The 15,452-nt window shown below is 51.0% G+C and carries 18 protein-coding genes; 6 read left to right on the top strand and 12 right to left on the bottom strand.

Going from position 1 to position 15,452, the window contains the following annotated elements; translation table 11 throughout:
• Positions 1–12: 12 nt before the first annotated feature.
• Entirely contained in the window at positions 13–555 is a 543-nt protein-coding gene (locus Pan161_RS20830; RefSeq protein ID WP_145230475.1) for a c-type heme family protein, read from the bottom strand.
• Between the two features lie 266 nt (positions 556–821).
• On the opposite strand from Pan161_RS20830, the gene Pan161_RS20825 reads away from it, so the two are divergent.
• The 6 genes from Pan161_RS20825 to Pan161_RS31040 all read left to right on the top strand — a co-directional run bounded on the left by Pan161_RS20825 (position 822) and on the right by Pan161_RS31040 (position 4,566).
• Complete coding sequence (locus tag Pan161_RS20825; RefSeq protein WP_145230473.1) at positions 822–1,142, top strand: ArsR/SmtB family transcription factor; 321 nt, start codon at positions 822–824, stop codon at positions 1,140–1,142.
• 78 nt (positions 1,143–1,220) lie between these two features.
• Positions 1,221–1,613, top strand: a complete 393-nt coding sequence (locus Pan161_RS20820) for a hypothetical protein (RefSeq protein WP_145230471.1) — start codon at positions 1,221–1,223, stop codon at positions 1,611–1,613.
• Positions 1,614–1,677: 64 nt separating this feature from the next.
• Complete coding sequence (locus tag Pan161_RS20815) at positions 1,678–2,124, top strand: arsenate reductase ArsC (RefSeq protein ID WP_145230469.1); 447 nt, start codon at positions 1,678–1,680, stop codon at positions 2,122–2,124.
• 25 nt (positions 2,125–2,149) lie between these two features.
• Positions 2,150–3,394 carry an ACR3 family arsenite efflux transporter gene (gene arsB / locus Pan161_RS20810; RefSeq protein WP_197995441.1) on the top strand — a complete coding sequence of 415 codons (1,245 nt, stop codon included), beginning with the start codon at positions 2,150–2,152 and terminating at the stop codon, positions 3,392–3,394.
• Between the two features lie 387 nt (positions 3,395–3,781).
• Positions 3,782–4,192: an arsenate reductase ArsC gene (locus Pan161_RS20805; protein WP_145230467.1), complete on the top strand. Its 411-nt coding sequence runs from the start codon at positions 3,782–3,784 to the stop codon at positions 4,190–4,192.
• Between the two features lie 119 nt (positions 4,193–4,311).
• Positions 4,312–4,566, top strand: a complete 255-nt coding sequence (locus Pan161_RS31040; RefSeq protein ID WP_145230465.1) for a hypothetical protein — start codon at positions 4,312–4,314, stop codon at positions 4,564–4,566.
• Positions 4,567–4,699: 133 nt separating this feature from the next.
• On the opposite strand, the gene Pan161_RS20795 is transcribed toward Pan161_RS31040, so the two are convergent.
• From Pan161_RS20795 to Pan161_RS20745, 11 genes are all read right to left on the bottom strand, one after another.
• Positions 4,700–5,431 (bottom strand): LamG domain-containing protein, encoded by a 732-nt coding sequence (locus Pan161_RS20795; protein ID WP_145230463.1) that lies wholly within the window; start codon positions 5,429–5,431, stop codon positions 4,700–4,702.
• A gap of 139 nt (positions 5,432–5,570) precedes the next feature.
• Positions 5,571–6,335 carry a nucleotidyltransferase domain-containing protein gene (locus Pan161_RS20790; RefSeq protein WP_145230461.1) on the bottom strand — a complete coding sequence of 255 codons (765 nt, stop codon included), beginning with the start codon at positions 6,333–6,335 and terminating at the stop codon, positions 5,571–5,573.
• Complete coding sequence (locus Pan161_RS20785) at positions 6,332–6,724, bottom strand: hypothetical protein (RefSeq protein WP_145230459.1); 393 nt, start codon at positions 6,722–6,724, stop codon at positions 6,332–6,334. The genes Pan161_RS20790 and Pan161_RS20785 overlap by 4 nt, the downstream gene beginning before the upstream one ends.
• The gene (locus tag Pan161_RS20780; protein ID WP_145230457.1) at positions 6,721–7,671 is read right to left on the bottom strand and encodes a nucleotidyltransferase domain-containing protein; all 951 of its coding nucleotides are present in this window, start codon (positions 7,669–7,671) and stop codon (positions 6,721–6,723) included. Before Pan161_RS20780 ends, Pan161_RS20785 begins: the two co-directional genes overlap by 4 nt.
• 34 nt (positions 7,672–7,705) lie before the next feature.
• Positions 7,706–10,306, bottom strand: a complete 2,601-nt coding sequence (locus Pan161_RS20775; RefSeq protein WP_145230455.1) for a polynucleotide kinase-phosphatase — start codon at positions 10,304–10,306, stop codon at positions 7,706–7,708.
• 75 nt (positions 10,307–10,381) lie between these two features.
• On the bottom strand, positions 10,382–11,284 hold the full coding sequence (locus tag Pan161_RS20770) for a hypothetical protein (RefSeq protein ID WP_145230453.1): 903 nt from the start codon (positions 11,282–11,284) through the stop codon (positions 10,382–10,384).
• Positions 11,277–12,680, bottom strand: coding sequence for a 3' terminal RNA ribose 2'-O-methyltransferase Hen1 (locus Pan161_RS20765; protein ID WP_145230451.1), 1,404 nt, complete (start codon positions 12,678–12,680; stop codon positions 11,277–11,279). Before Pan161_RS20765 ends, Pan161_RS20770 begins: the two co-directional genes overlap by 8 nt.
• 6 nt (positions 12,681–12,686) lie before the next feature.
• On the bottom strand, positions 12,687–13,211 hold the full coding sequence (locus tag Pan161_RS20760; protein WP_145230449.1) for a hypothetical protein: 525 nt from the start codon (positions 13,209–13,211) through the stop codon (positions 12,687–12,689).
• A 30-nt stretch (positions 13,212–13,241) separates the two neighbouring features.
• The gene (locus Pan161_RS20755) at positions 13,242–14,351 is read right to left on the bottom strand and encodes an AAA family ATPase (RefSeq protein ID WP_145230447.1); all 1,110 of its coding nucleotides are present in this window, start codon (positions 14,349–14,351) and stop codon (positions 13,242–13,244) included.
• Positions 14,348–15,088, bottom strand: a complete 741-nt coding sequence (locus Pan161_RS20750) for an RNA ligase family protein (RefSeq protein ID WP_145230445.1) — start codon at positions 15,086–15,088, stop codon at positions 14,348–14,350. The genes Pan161_RS20755 and Pan161_RS20750 overlap by 4 nt, the downstream gene beginning before the upstream one ends.
• Before the next feature lie 188 nt (positions 15,089–15,276).
• Positions 15,277–15,444 carry an SEC-C metal-binding domain-containing protein gene (locus Pan161_RS20745; protein ID WP_145230443.1) on the bottom strand — a complete coding sequence of 56 codons (168 nt, stop codon included), beginning with the start codon at positions 15,442–15,444 and terminating at the stop codon, positions 15,277–15,279.
• Between the last annotated feature and the right edge of the window lie 8 nt (positions 15,445–15,452).

Below are 15,452 nucleotides of genomic sequence, written 5' to 3'. Positions count from 1 at the left end.
TCTAAGACTGAGCTAATCGATGGGAACGGTGTAGGTCATGGCGCCGATGGGAACGCCTTTCTTAACATCCGCATAATGGGGATGGCACATGACACATTTCTGCATGACAACGGGAACAGGAGTCATCGCACGCAGGTAAGGTTTGCCTTTTTTGTAAACGATCTTCTCGACATAGGCTTTACCAGATTTCAATTGCTTTCCGCCTTCTTTCTCGAATTCATCTTCTGCGACGTTCGCTTCTTCAAACGGTTCGCCGGTCAGATCGATCAGACGTACTTTGTGGTAACCTTTTTGATCCATGGATTTGAAGAGCGCTACGAATGCGCTACCTGCCGGAAAATCATCGTCATCATTCACATATTTGTCGGTAATTAACACGATGGCCGTTTTATAGATTTCATCGAGCATGTTAACCATTTTTCGGGTTCGTTTGAGAGCGGCTTCACTGGGAGCTGTCTCTCTCTGTTTGGCAGGCGGGTCAGCTGCCACAAAGCCACTTCCCACGAATGTGTAAAGTAAAACCATTGTGCCAAGCGCAGTCACAATTCGTAACATGTTTCTTCCTTTCAGTGGATTGAAGTTGAAAATCAGCTTTTATTTGGTAAACAGGATATTACGATCTAGAGAGTAAGTGAGTATACAGCTTCTAAATTGGATGAAAATGTCCTGTATTGGAGGTTGGAAAAATATACACCCAAAAAGGCGCTAGACTTCCTCAATATTTGCTTCATTCCAGTTAATTATTTTGTTCGTGAAGATCCAGGTTTTCACAACTCAGACTTGCTCTGATGAATGGCGAATGCTAATATGGCGATATTGCCATGAAGGAAAAAACGCGGGAACAATATGAAGCGCGTGCTAAAATTGCGAAAGCGATGGCGCATCCCAGTCGACTGCAGATGCTGGACCTTCTGCAGAAGCAGGAGATGTGCGTAAACGATATCTCGGAGAAAGTGGGAGCAGATCAATCCACGGTTTCCAAGCATCTCTCGATTCTCAAGGAAGTCGGACTGGTTGGTTCTCGCAAAGAGGGGACCCTCAGCTACTACCGTGTTACGTGTGGCTGCCTGGATGGTTTCTTCTCCTGTATGGAAACGGTGCTCCTCAACGATCTGGAAGGTCGTAAACAGTCAGCGAAATAATTTTTTTAATTTAAATATGGCTAAATTGCCATTATGGAATATATCAGGTGTGCCGATGAGAAAAGGAATCGCTGATCCATGCGTCGATTCAGCCTGTTGATTATTTCAGTCCTGATTTTGTGTCTGTTATTGTTTCTGATGACATCGGAACACGATCAAAACAGTTTCAATCAGGCACTGAACCAGACTTACCAATTAATAATGCCACCAGATTCAAACGCGACAGTACCTGGAGTTACTGAAACTGAATGGAGCAGAACAGCAGAATGGACCATCGAAACAAATCTGACCTGGAAAGCGTATCGCGACTGGCTACTTAATCAGCTTGGGGGCACATACCGGATCCTTTCAGAAACGGAAAATCAGATTGAATTACGAAAAACGTTTCACTCGGAAATACATGATATTAAGCTGATTACTGATGAGGTAGAAGGAAAGGTTCATGCTGTTTATAGCATCTCTCTCTGGTAAGGCAGGGTAGATGCAAGCGGCTGACTGGAGTCTTCCTGGACATTTTATTTTAAAAGGAACATCGATGGGTAAACCGATGGTTTTGTTTCTCTGCACTGGAAATTCTGCTCGCAGTCAGATGGCAGAAGCATTTTTGAGGCAACATGCAGGAAATAAATATGATGCACATAGTGCTGGATTAAATCCCCAGGGGGTCCATCCTCTCACGATTCAGGTAATGAAAGAGACTGGGATCGATATTTCAGGACACCAGTCGAAATCCCTCAATCAATATCTAGGAAAAACAAGTCCCAAATGGGTGATATTTGGGTGTGAGAAAGCAGAGGAATCCTGTCCCCACGTATGGCCTTTTTCACTCCAGTCAGAATCCTGGAATTTAGAAGACCCGGTTGATTTTACCGGCGACGAACTGGAGCAACTTATGAAATTCCGGTTTGTGAGAGATCAGATAGAAGCACGGATACTGGACTGGATTACAGAAAATAGAATCGATTCCGAAACGGAAAATTAATTCGAGATCAAGGAGTAACACGACGATGAGTAGTGCCAGTGAATGCCCGGCAATTGAGACCAAAAGCATGAGTCTCTTTGAACGTTATCTGACTTTATGGGTCGGGCTATGTATCATTGCCGGGATTGTATTAGGCAAGGTCGCTCCGGGCGTGGCTCAGACACTGGATGGTATGGCAATCTATGTCAATGATGCGCCTGTTATTTCGATACCAATCGCGGTCTGCCTGTTTTTCATGATGTATCCCATCATGGTGAAAATTGATTTTGCTGAAGTTCTGAAAGCCGGTAAGTCAATTCGTCCTGTCGGACTGACCCTGTTGATCAACTGGGGCATCAAACCATTCACCATGTATGCCATCGCCAGCTTTTTTCTGGGAACCCTGTTTCTGACGTTTATCGGCCCGGAAGCTGTGGACTATGTAAAAATGCCCTTTGGAGCAGATCTTGCTGTCGGGGCTGAATATGGTGCAGGCAAAGTCGTGCTGGTTGAAGGAATCAAGATGCTCGAAGTCCCACTCTGGAGAAGTTATCTGGCAGGTTGTATTCTGCTGGGAATTGCTCCCTGTACCGCGATGGTACTGGTCTGGGGGTTCCTGGCGAAAGGCAATGATGGTCATACGCTGGTCATGGTCGCCATCAACTCATTAACCATGCTGGTGCTCTATGGACTGCTGGGAGGGTATCTGCTCGGCGTTGGCAAACTGCCCGTTCCCTGGCAGGCATTACTGCTTTCCATTGGTGTCTATGTCGCACTACCTCTCGTGGCAGGATTCTTTTCCCGTAAGTGGCTGATTGCCAGTAAAGGAGAGACCTGGTTTCGTGAAAAATTTCTCCATGTGCTGACACCCGTCACGATTACCGCTTTGTTAGTCACATTGATACTACTGTTCTCGTTCAAAGGGGAGACCATTCTCAGCAATCCCATGACAATACTCTGGATTGCCATCCCGCTGTTGATCCAGACCATCGTCATTTTTGCGTTGGGATATCTGCTTTCAAAAATGCTGGGGCTGACTTATGAAAGTGCCGCACCCACGGCTATGATCGGTGCTTCGAATCACTTTGAAGTCGCCATAGCTACAGCAACCATGTTGTATGGACTCTCGTCAGGAGCAGCTCTGGCAACGGTGGTGGGAGTGTTAATCGAAGTCCCCTTAATGTTGATGCTGGTGAAATTCTGTGTCAGAACTCAAAACTGGTTTCCACATCAGACGGACTCCGATCCAGCCGCGTTAAAATCAGCGACGACTAATTCTGTGAGTGAATGAAATGAATATGAATGAAGAGCAAAAATACTGTTATGGAAGCATGTTTCCCGACACTCTGCATTTGAACGATAACGTCGCGAACACAGGCCAGGTCTTTACAGTCCGAGTGGAAAAACCTGAAGGGGGAGTCCTTCCTGTCTGCACCAGTCGGTCCATTGAAGTTGATATTGATCAATGGAAAGTGTGTCAGCTCTGTGCTGATTATGAAAGTTGTTATAAACTGAGCCTGGCTAAAATTGCTCTAGACTGTGTCCAGTTTTACTGTAGCGTCTCCAGGGCCATTTGGACCGAGTATAATTGATTGTGAGACGCTATGGTTAAATGTGATGCGCTCTAGAATCTGCGATAGCCAGTCAATGAGTCAATCTATGAAAGGATCTTTAAGAAATGAAACGTGTATTAGTATTATGTACGGGTAACTCCTGTCGGTCGCAGATGGCGGAAGAACTCTGGGAAAACCTGGGAGCAGGTGAATGGCAGGCGGAATCGGCCGGTTCGAATCCCTCCGGTTACGTACATCCACTGGCGATCGAAGCCATGCGTGAACTGGACATTGATTTGTCCGAGAACACAAGTAAGCACCTCGACCAGTTCACCGATCAGCAGTTTGATCTGGTGGTCACGGTTTGTGATAACGCGAAGGAATCGTGTCCCGTATTTTCAGGCGCTACCCAGACACTGCATTGGCCCTTCGATGACCCTGCGGATGCAACGGGATCAGATGAAGAGAAAATGAAAACATTTCGCCGCGTACGGGATGAAATTAAAACCAAAATTCAGAACTATCTGCATGCCTGAAGATTCAGAAGAGAAGGAGAATAAAATGAATCAAAAATCAACTGTCGATTTTCGTGGAAAATTCGGGTGCATACTGCCTGGACCGTAGCCAATCTGGAACAGTCAAAACAATTCTACCAATGTGCTGTTGGGTAAAAATCCGAGTAAGGAACGTCCGTGGTACGCCAGATACGAACCGCAGGATCCTTCCCTCAATCTCTCTCGGTGAAGCGGATGAGGCAGTTCAAGTGGAAGGGGGCTCGGCTCACTTCGGGATCCAGTTTAAATCGGTAGGCGAAGGTCACGCCGCGATTGAGCGGTTTAAAGCTGCCAATCTCCAGACTATTACGGAAGAAACAACCACCTGCTGCTACACAGTCCCGGACAAAGTCTGAGCTGTCGACCCGGAGGGGCAAAAGGGGGAAGTTTTTGTGGTTCTCGAAGCGGACGCGAAGGATGAACGTGATACACAGTCAGGCTGTTGTGGCCCGGAAATGGTGACGCTGAAAGACTACAAAAGCTCTGGGGCTAGTCCTGTTTGAGGTCAACCCATTTGACATCGTAGATGATCCCGTTATTTTTGTTCGGAGAGGCATCGTACAGCAGATCATTATCTGGTTTGGCAAAGTCGAAGAGTACGACCGTTTCTGCATCGGATTTGAAGTTGTCCTCAGGTTCAAATTCTTTGTCATAGCGGGCGACTTTCGAGATACGAAACATCCGCATGATACCTTTACCGAACAGGGCCGCTGGTTTGGATTGCGTATCTTCCCATTTTTCCTGTGCCCCCAGAAAGAACAGCCGCCTTTCATCAAAAGGACCAGGGGCGGGGGCCGTGGTCTGATGGATTAATTTTCCATTGAGGTAAAGCGATTGTTGTAATTCGGAATAGACCATCGCGAAATGGTCCCAACCTTCAATCGAATTGGGATCGACGGGAACAGAATGATTCATCCCGTTGTCACTCTCCCAGCCAGTGGAATGGCCTTTCGCACGAATGGAGATCCAGATACTGTTTTCGGGATCTCCCTGTTTTCCCTGACAGCAGATCCGGCCCGACCAGTCTTTGACCCAGGCTTCGATCGTAAATTCACCGTAATCTTCCAAATTGATGTGAGGAAAGGTGATGTAACTGGTTTTACCATCGAACTGTAATCCCTGCGGTTTTTTCTCTTTGGTCGCTTTTTCCGGTTCTGCAGCCGTCAAAGGGCAAGCAAGGCTCAACGAAAATACGGCTATTAAAATCGATTTGAATTTCATACAGAGAGTCCTGTTTTTCGGATCAGATGAACGAGTATCAGGGAATCATAAAGCAGAACATCGGCGATACAAGAAATTGTCTGAAAAATTCATATTTCGTTCGCAGTATGTTCTGTTTACTGACTGAAAATAATTTCTATCAGGTTCCTTTCCGATGAGTCAGACGGATTCGGACCAGCAGATCATTCAAGGCTGCACCAGAACTCGGCTGTTCAGGCAGACTGGTGGTTTCCAGCGCCTGTTCCAGTTCGCTTACGAGCCGCTGATATTCGCGTCCATGGAACTCCATGTCGGCGGCATCCAGTGTGGAACGTTCAGAACCTTCCAGCTTGCGTTCGATCATCTCCGGGATATAAGACAACTGCGCCTCTTCGTTCAAGTGGATCAGGTTTGGTTCCACTTCACCGGTGCGCATCAGATATAGACCGGTGAGCAGCACCCGGTACACGTAGAGCAGGGGTTTGACCCGGGGCGGATCTTCCTTCTGGAACAGCTTCCACTGCGTCGCCGCGAAACCCAGGTAATGATACGCGTGATACTTCGTCACACAGCCGGGCGCCAGCGCTTTCAGCTCTTCATACTCGGGTATGGCGTGCAAGACCAGCGGCGAGAGCAACTGTTCCAGCACGTAGCCATTCTTTTTGAGCATGAGTTGAAAGAACTTACCGACATCGTGTGTGACCAGATCAATCTCCAACCCCTCATCCACGCGTGAACGCTCGACCGTTTCCTGACCTGGTTTCAGACCGATGATCGTCTCCAGCGGCAGCAGGTGCACGCCGCGCAGATCATAGTCGGAATCAGGAGAAGGAAAGCCGTAAAGATGCGACCCACTGATGGTGGCAAACAGCAGAGGATAAGGATGTTCCTCTATCTGTTTCTGAAGTCGGGGATCGAAGTTCATGATGATTCTTCTGAGGGAACAGGACGAAATTCATGGATGACGTCAATCGTTCCTATGATATGTTGATTAAATTCTTGCAGATCCTCAGACGGAATCCAGTATTCTTTCAGATCGCGACCTCCTGCTTCCTGGACTTCGTATTGGTTCAGATAGTCAAATTCGACGTCGAACTGCAGGACATAGCCGACATAGCCGACATAGCCGGAATTCGGATCTTTTGTGTTCCAGTCCCGGGCGATCATAATTGCATACTCTTCCGTGAGCACAGGATAAAAAATCGGTTGCCAGTACAAACGGGGCGGAAACTGTTTCCAGCCGGACGCCTGGATCAAATCGAGTTCCTGCTGACCGACAGGTCGAAAGAGTGTAACAGTTTGTTTTCCATTCATGGCAGTATTTCCTGTGTCGCCAGTCGGCGCGCTTTGATGAGATAGTGATTCGCAGTTTCATAATCGGGACGGGCCGGTAGTCTGGTCTGTTCCAGCGCCTGCTCAAATTGTTTGTGCAGGCTCTTTCGCCATTTCTCGGTCTCTTCCCAGGGGACTTCACCCCGTTTGATTGCCAGCAACTGTTCCCGGTGTGGTCCCACATCGACGACCACATAGCCTTCCTGCAAGAGTGTGATTCCCGAGATCAACAGCCGGATCAGGTGCATCACATGTTTCCATTTGACCTTGCCCTGGTTTTTGATGTCGGTTTGCATTTTTTTGAATTGCGACATCACGTAACCATTGTAGGTCTGATAAACGATGCGCGTCAGAAAAATATCCCGCATGTCCAGCAGTTCCTGACCGAGTGGCGTAACGTGTTCGACCAGGGGAGAATAGAGACATTCCAGGACATTCGGGTTCGCTTTCAAAGCCAGGACCAGAAACTTCTGTAACTCCCAGTAGGTTTCCTGCGTTTCGTGGCAGTCGAGCTGTTCGGGAACGCCATACAGAGACCACTGCAGATCCGCAGGAGGCAGATAGATGCCGCGATAATCGGTATCGGACTGCTCATCCTCCAGACCAAAGGCCCGGGAGCCAATGATGCATTTGAAGATCACGCGCGAGAACAGGTCACTGCGGCTGGCGTTGATGTCGCTGTTGCCGATCTCGCCTTCTTTGAATTGGGCAAGCAGCGTCAGTTCGTCTGCTTTAAGGGCGACTTCGACACCGTCGGGGAATTTAACACGATACGAGTGAACCAGGTCACGCGGCGCACGCACCACCACACCCACGGATCCCCGCGGATGCTGCGTGCGACCGTTCGGCCCGATGATCTCCCGGACCGTCACCACCTGTGTGCCTTCAGAATAGATCAGGTTCGGCTGATAATGGACTCGCTTGTTCATGGCTTCACTTTCTGTTTCCCTGTCGGGCGATGATTTACAGTCGGGGGTCGACCGGCTCACTTTCCAACGCCAGAACTCCAAACACACATTCATGGACCCGCCTGAGCGGTTCCCGGTTCACAAATCGTTCCAGCGCTTCGATGCCCAATGCAAACTCACGTTGCGCCAGAGATCGTTTGCGGTGCAGACTACGATTCCGCAAGCGGGACAGATTTTCTTCCGCGTCGTAATCCGGTCCATAGATAATCCGCAAATACTCTTTCCCCCGGCACTTGACCGCAGGCTGCACCAGTCCTTGTGTGCCTCGCTGAATCCACTCCAGGGGTTTGACCACCATCCCTTCTCCTCCGGTGCTTGTCAACCCGGACCACCAGTCGATACCGGCCTGCACACTGTCATTGTCGGTCAGATCGACTTTCAACGAAGGCGTCGCCAGCAGCAGTTTCTCATCCTGCTTACAGATGCGTGCGATGGTCTGCATGTGCCAGTGATGATTCTGGTCGATGTGGACTCTCCCTTCCGTGGCCAACAGGTGAAACGGAGCCAGTTTCAAGTCATCCAGTGTATCCACAGACCAGCAGTAGTGGCGATAGGCGTGCACGAATTCTTCAATCGCGGTTCGCCGGTTGCGGAAATGGGTTACGACCTCCTCGGCATGAGATGCTTCTTCAGCGGTGAGTCGTGCTGTTGTCTGTTCCAGCGCAGCGACGACCGGGGGGAGGGCCGCTTTCCCCGCTGCACCGACGACCGCATACTGGGACTGTAGTAATGCCTGTGCTTTGGCCGACCAGGGCATCAGTTCACAATCGAAGCAGACCCAGTCCGTCTGGAACTCATTCCAGAAGTCAGCGGCACTCAAAGCCTGACGTACCCGTTCCAGGAATGCGGTTTCCAGTTCAGGCTGGTTGAAGAAACGCCGTCCTGTCCGTGTGTAAACGATACCACGTTCCGCTTCCTGTACCCCAAACCGCTGGCGGGCAGTTTCCTGATCGCGACAGACGACAACCACCGCACGCGACCCCATGTGTTTTTCCTCGCAGATGATCTGGGGGATTCCCTGGTTGCGAAAATAAGCAAATGCTTCGGCGGGATGTTCCAGTAGTCCCGGTTCTGTGGAGGTTTCTGAAGGCGACATCGTCGGAGGGAGATAGATCAGCCATTTCGGATTGGCAGCGAATCGGCTCATGACTTCCAGGGCCGCGGTCGCGTTCTCCTCACGAATGGTGATGTTCGTCTGCAGACGCGTGGAAACGATCCGCTTGCCGGTGACATCCTGTACGTCGAGCAGGTCATCGTGTTGCTGCTGAGCTGTCTGCGCAGCAGCTTCGGTATCCCGGTAAATTGGTTTTACAAATTCACAGTAGACGGTTCTGGCAGGTTCCGAGACGAACTGTTTTTCCGGGTAGCGGAGTGCCGTCAGGCGACCACCAAAGACGCAACCTGTGTCGATGTTGACAGTTCGGTTGAGCCATTCCGGATCGGGAATGGGGGTATGACCGTAGACCACATGCGCATCGCCCCGGTATTCGGCGGCCCAGTTATAGCGTACTGGAAAGCCGAATTCGTCCGTTTCGCCTGTCGTTTCTCCGTAGAGTGCGAAAGAGCGTACCTTGCCTGAGCCGCGCCCTTGCAGTTCAGCTGTCATGCCAGCGTGCGCGACAACGAGCTTTCCCTGATCCAGTACATAATGGCTGATCAGACTGTCGAGAAACTCGGCCAGCGCCTGGCAGAACGGTTCCCGCGTCTCTGCAGGCATCGCGTCGATTTCAGCGACGGTTTCTGCGAGACCGTGCGTCAGTTTGACATCTTTCCCTTTGAGCTTGCGAAGCAGTTTCATGTCATGGTTTCCGGGAACGCAGAATGCCGTCCCCTGCTGAACCATGTTACGTACGATGCGGACTGTGTCCAGAGAACGCGGTCCCCGGTCGACCAGATCGCCCAGAAAGACGACTTTGCGACCTTCGGCGTGCGCATAATGTTCTTCGCCCCAGAGTGGGGCCGGTTCTGCTGTTGATTCTCGTACGTAACCGAGTTGGGCCAACAATGCTTCCAGTTCGTCACAGCAGCCATGAATATCGCCGATAATGTCGAACGGGCCCTGTTCTTCGCGGCGGTCATTCCAGAGGGGGACCCGTTCCAGTTTAGCCGTTTCAATCTGTTCGACTGAGTTCAGTTCGAAAACATAACGGTAGCCTTCACGTCGGATTCGTTTCAGAGAACGTTTCAACTGCGATCGCTGATTGCGGACCACGTGTGATCCAAACAAACGGTCGGGACGCTCCTGGTTCCGCGCATGGCAGATCTTTTCGGACAGGTTAAGCACGATAGCGACCGGCAGAAAGTGGTATTTTCGCGCCAGTTCGACCCACTGCGCGCGGGCCTCCTGCTGGACGTTGGTGGCGTCGACGACCGTCAGCCGCCCGGATTTCAGGCGTTGAGAGACGATGTAACCCAGCAGTTCGAAAGCCTGTTTTGTGACATTCTGGTCGTTTTCATCATCGCTGATTATGCCTCGGCAGAAATCGGAAGAGATCACTTCGGTCGGAAGAAAGTGTTTTCGCGCAAACGTACTTTTGCCTGCCCCGCTGGGGCCGACGAGCACGACGAGTGAGAGTTTCGGGATTGAGATTTCCATTGGTAAATCGATAGATCTTTAATTTGTATTTGAAAATAGATATTTATTATGGTTCTGAAACATCCAGACACAGCTTCAGACGGTCCATCCCCTGGAATCAGGGTTTCGCAGTAACTCAGGGAATTCTTTCACTCGCTCTCGGAGCAGTGCCTGGCAACCGGGTAAATCATTTATGATACGTTCCGCCATCTGTGACTCAGTCGTATTGCTTAGCAGAACAGCCGCTTGCCGAATTAAATCATTGACAAATTCGACGGTCAGATTAGTGGTCAGATAATCTGCATTGTTATCGGTCCATCCGGATCCCAAAATGAACGAGTCGTTTTCCCAGAAATTCAGCTTGGAAGTATGCCACGATTTAAACAAAGGGTTTTCGTCATCAAAATAGAGTAATGCTGAAAAGTATTGAATCGCGGCAATCGCCTGACCGGGATGTTTAAGGGACCAGAGTCCTTCCCAGATCGGACTGATATCCGGTAGGATCACGCCTAGAGAATTAAAACGATAAAGCCAGCCAAATGAAGGGAGTTCATTTCGAATTTCCATCAGTCTGGTTACAGAAGTGACTCTATTCAGAAGACTGTCTCGAAAAAAAAGCGTTACCTCTTCAAGTTGTCTGCTGGTCAGCATCGTTTCGAATACCTTCCCTTGCAGAATTCCATAATGAAATTCCGAATCACCATGCGAACAGGATTCTGAATTCTGTAGAGTCTGATCCCAGTCCATCAGGCAGACTGGAAATAACCAGGCAAACAGTTCCGGCTGTAGTTTCACGTATGCCAGATCATGGTGATAGTACCATAAGTCACCAAAATCGATCTGGTCATAGGGAGTCTGCGCCAATTGCTCCAGTTTTTCATCGAATCCGTCGAATTGCGACTGCCAGACTTTATCAGGTGGATCAGGGTTATTAAAAATAGCGCGGACCCGTGCCCAGGTAATCGAAGAATCAAATGGTGGATTACTATTATTACTCATTACGTTCAAACACTCCCATTTGTGTGGGTGCACCTACTGCTTTGTCTTCCGGACCAACGGGCAGGAAGCGGACAGCGTAACCGAATTGATCTGCCATGCCTGTGGCCCACGTCTGAAATTCAGACCGCGTCCATTCGAACCGGTGGTCTACATGCCGTACCTGACCGGCGGGCAGGGTTTCCCACATCACGTTATATTCCTTATTCGGAGTGGTGATTACAATAGTTTTAGGGCGAGCGAATTCGAACAACATCCGTTCCAGCGCCGCCAGTCGGGGCGGATCGAGGTGTTCGATGACTTCGACCAGGGCCGCGGCATCGAAACGTTCCAGGCGCCGATCGCGGTAGGTGAGCGAACCATGGAGCAGTTTGATCCGTTGTGCCTGACGCTCCGGCAGTCGTTTCAGTTTGAGACGCTTCGAGGCAATTTCCAGCGAACGCACGGAGACATCCAGACCGACAATCTTTTCAAACTGTCGATCGGCCAGCAGTTCGCGCAGCAGTTTTCCTTCGCCGCAGCCCAGATCGAGCACGCTTTGCGCACCGCAGGCCCGCAGAGCGGCCATCACGCTGCCGAGTCGCTGTTGATTCAGGGGAACCGTTTTGTCGGGCAGGTCTTCTGCTGTCTCTTCAGTCTCTTTATCCGGTTCCGTATTTTCGGGCTCGGTCTCTTCGACCAGACGGGCCAGGGCCGTGAGGTACAGGCTCGGTTTAAACTTCAGGTAACGGCGGCTGATCTGTTCTTTCAATGGATGGTCGGCCAGCCAGCCAGCCCCTTTTTCAAGTAGCTTCTCCAGTTCATTCTCGCCGACAAAATAGTGTTTGCGGTTATCGAACACCGGAATCAACACATACAGATGGTTGAGCAATTCTGAAAGTGTCTTTGTCCCCGTCAAACTAACCGAATAGCAGGGGCTCTCGCCCCAGTCCGGGAACAGTTCATCCAGCGGATAAGACTCGATGGCGACTTCGTAACCCAGCGGTTCAAAGATTTCGCGGATCAATTCTTCCCCGCCTCGTACAGGCAGGACGGCGATCTGCACCGTGAGCGGAATCGGCGTACTGACCAGTTCAGGACGATCCTTACAGCGCCCGTTGAGCGCGGATCCCAAGACTTGGGAAAGAGCGACACTCATGAAAGACGACGCGACATAGGGCCGATCATTGACGTACTGGTCGAGCAGGAACGACTGCTGACGTCCTTTGCCGCGGACCATCCCCACCGGATCCACATCCAACAGCAGGCAGGCGGTGCACTGTTCCTCAGAAACCGTAGGGTAAAACACGTGAGCGTTTCCGAAACTCAGATTGAAGCTCTGAAAACGGTCCGGGTGTTTGTGGAGCAGGTAGCTCAGATCACTGGCGGGTTCGTGTGTCGTCGTGATGGATAATAACACTCGAGTCTATCCTTTCTGGTCACAATTCCAGAACGCTGGCAGATCTGTTTCACAGACCGCGCAATAATAATAGTTATCTTTGATCAGATTGATTTGTGTACAACGTGGGCAACGACGAAAGTCATATGCCGGTTCAAAAAAGTCCGGGTACTGTATTCCGAGTTGTTTCAAGGCTGAATCGACGACCTGCCAGGAATCGGGTTCGGGACAATATCCTGTCGACTGATTCGTAATTCTTTCAAGGTGGTAATCTGCATTCTGATAAGCGAAAGTCATTTCTCCTGCACTGAGTACGGGGCGACCCCGGGCACAGGCGACATGTTCCTGATGGCGATCACAGATTCGCAGATTACCCTCTTTGTCGATAACGAACGTCACCGTCAAAAATGGACTCTCATGAAGATCATTATTGAGTTGGTGCAACTGTTGTAGTAAGGACTGAGCTGTATCAACGGGTTGACTGAATGGAACGGAATTCAACTGTGCCTGAATTTCAGAAGGGCCAACGTAATTGTACTGTTTCAGCATCATGAGGTCCGTGCGATCAGGAAACTCAATCGGTCATTGCGGATAATCTACTGTATGAGCCTCTGTCAGTGTGGGAGGTTCGACTTTTTCTGCCAGGCGGCGTATGACTTGTTCCGGGACCGGCTGGGCACGCTGGTGATTCTGTTTCAATATCGTTTCCAGCGGCGGTTCCAGGTAAATCAGTTCGATGCGGGCACCGTAGTCAGAAAAGAGCCGGAGCCAGCGTTGCCGGAGCTGTCGGGTCAGATTGGTGGCGTTGAAAGCGAAATCAGCTTTGTTACGCAACAATTCGCGGCAGCGTTCCCGGGCGAGTTGCGCCACTTCTCCCTGGTTATCAGTTGGCTCAACTCCCAGGTCATCGCGCACGTCATCCAGCGAGACGACGGGCAGATCCGTGCGGTGCCGTGCGAGCCAGGTATCTTTGCCCGAGCCCGGCAGGCCGGACAACATGGTGACCCTGCAACTGAACTCTTCATGAGGCACATAATGCACGTTCGGTTCCGGCGTGTGATAAAACAGGAAGCGGGCCTGATCGTTGGCAAACGGGTAGGGCTGGTCGAAGCAGTGCTGTTCCTCGGCGATCATTTTCCAGAACCGCAGGTGTTCTTCGGGACGCGACGTGCTGTCGGTCGTCCGTCCGCGCGTGTCGGCCAGGGTGAACAGGTAGAGCAGGCGATGATTGACCAGCCAGGAGAGGGAAATCACTTCCTGTTCCGGATTCGGTTTTTCCAGCAGAAAGGCGGGACGGCCATGATAGCGGACCAGGCGGCAGATGATTTCGCGGGTTTCCAGATCGCAGCCCAGTCCGCGCAGAACATTTCGTGCCAGGAATTCTCCCTTCACGGCATGTTTGGGCGAACGCAGGCGGCCGGTTTCAGAATCGAGCTGCGTGGTCAGCGGTTTAGCTGCATCGTGCAGGAGTGCCGTGAAGATCAGAATGGACTGTTCCCGGTTTGATAAGTCAGCCCACTCAGTCAGTTGGGGCAACTGGCGGCAGACGAGTTGGGTATGCGTCCAGACATCCCCTTCGGCGTGCCACTGGGCATCCTGCGCGCAGTCCGACATCGCCTGGCACCAGGGCTGCGTGGCGGCCCAGTTCAGGATCTCTTCCAGAGTCGATGTTGTCAGTGTCTGCCAGTTCATGACCAGATATCTGCCTGTTTGGAGAGCAGGTTGGGTACCATGGCCTGGTGTTGCCAGTGGCTGCTCTGTTTGATTTTTTCTACAAATTCGGGACGGACAAACTTGGACCTGCCGGTGACGGCTTCGCCCGCTTCGGTGCGGAGGTAAACGCCTTCCATCAGGTTGTCTGTGTTGTTGGTCAGTGGATTATCAAAGGCGCTGTCAAAGGTGGACTGGCCAATCAGCGTCTTCAGGTCTTTGCGTGCCAGCGGGCCGGTATGAATCACGGGCACCGTTTCGATGCCGGTCCCTGCGAGCAGTTCCAGTCGGCAGGCAAGGCTGAGAAAGACCTGTTGTACTTTATCGTAAATGTCAAATTCAAAGAAATAGTGCGGCAGGCTGCGATAGTGAATCGAGTGCCGGGCATAGACCCATTCGCCGAACAGAATGAACCGGTCTTCCAGCATCTGTTCCAGGACCGGTCGTTTGACCATGGCCCATTGCTTGAACAGATCATACTGCGGGTGCATGCCTTCATTTATCAGGTGCCCCCGGCATTGCAGAACGAGTTCTCCGGTGGGAGAGAAATGGAGTCCCACGTTGGTGCCGTCAATCTTTTCCTCTACGATGAGAGACGGATCGGCAATGAACTGCAGCGAAGCCTGTTCGCTGAGCCGTTTGTCGTCCGCCGTCCCCGTAGAGCCGAACAGATGAGGTGTCCGCGGATATTTCACAAATTGATCATGGGAACTGCCCATCGGTCCGGACTCTCTTTAACAAAAGTGAAGGGGATGTATCAGATTCAGCCGTTTCAGCATGCGCAGATTCTCTGTGTCGATTCTGACAGAAAACGTCTGACGTGAAAACTCAGTGACGGAAAGCCGGCGCAGGATCATTCTTATGCACGGTCTTTATTCTCGGAAAAAAGTGATTGCGGTTCACGCCGTCAAAAGCAGCCCCGCGTGAGGCAGCACTTTTTAAAGCGTTTGCCGGAGCCGCAGGGGCATAAATCATTACGACCGAGTTTTTCTTCGAGCAGCTTAACGCCATGCACGATGCGGGCGGCCCGTTTGACCTGTGTTTCAGACGGGAAGCCTGTGCGGCGTTTGCTCATCGTTTCAA

Source organism: Gimesia algae, from assembly GCF_007746795.1.
Lineage (GTDB): Bacteria > Planctomycetota > Planctomycetia > Planctomycetales > Planctomycetaceae > Gimesia > Gimesia algae.
Note: the sequence above shows the minus strand (reverse complement) of the source record. Positions and strands in the feature narration are given on the sequence as shown.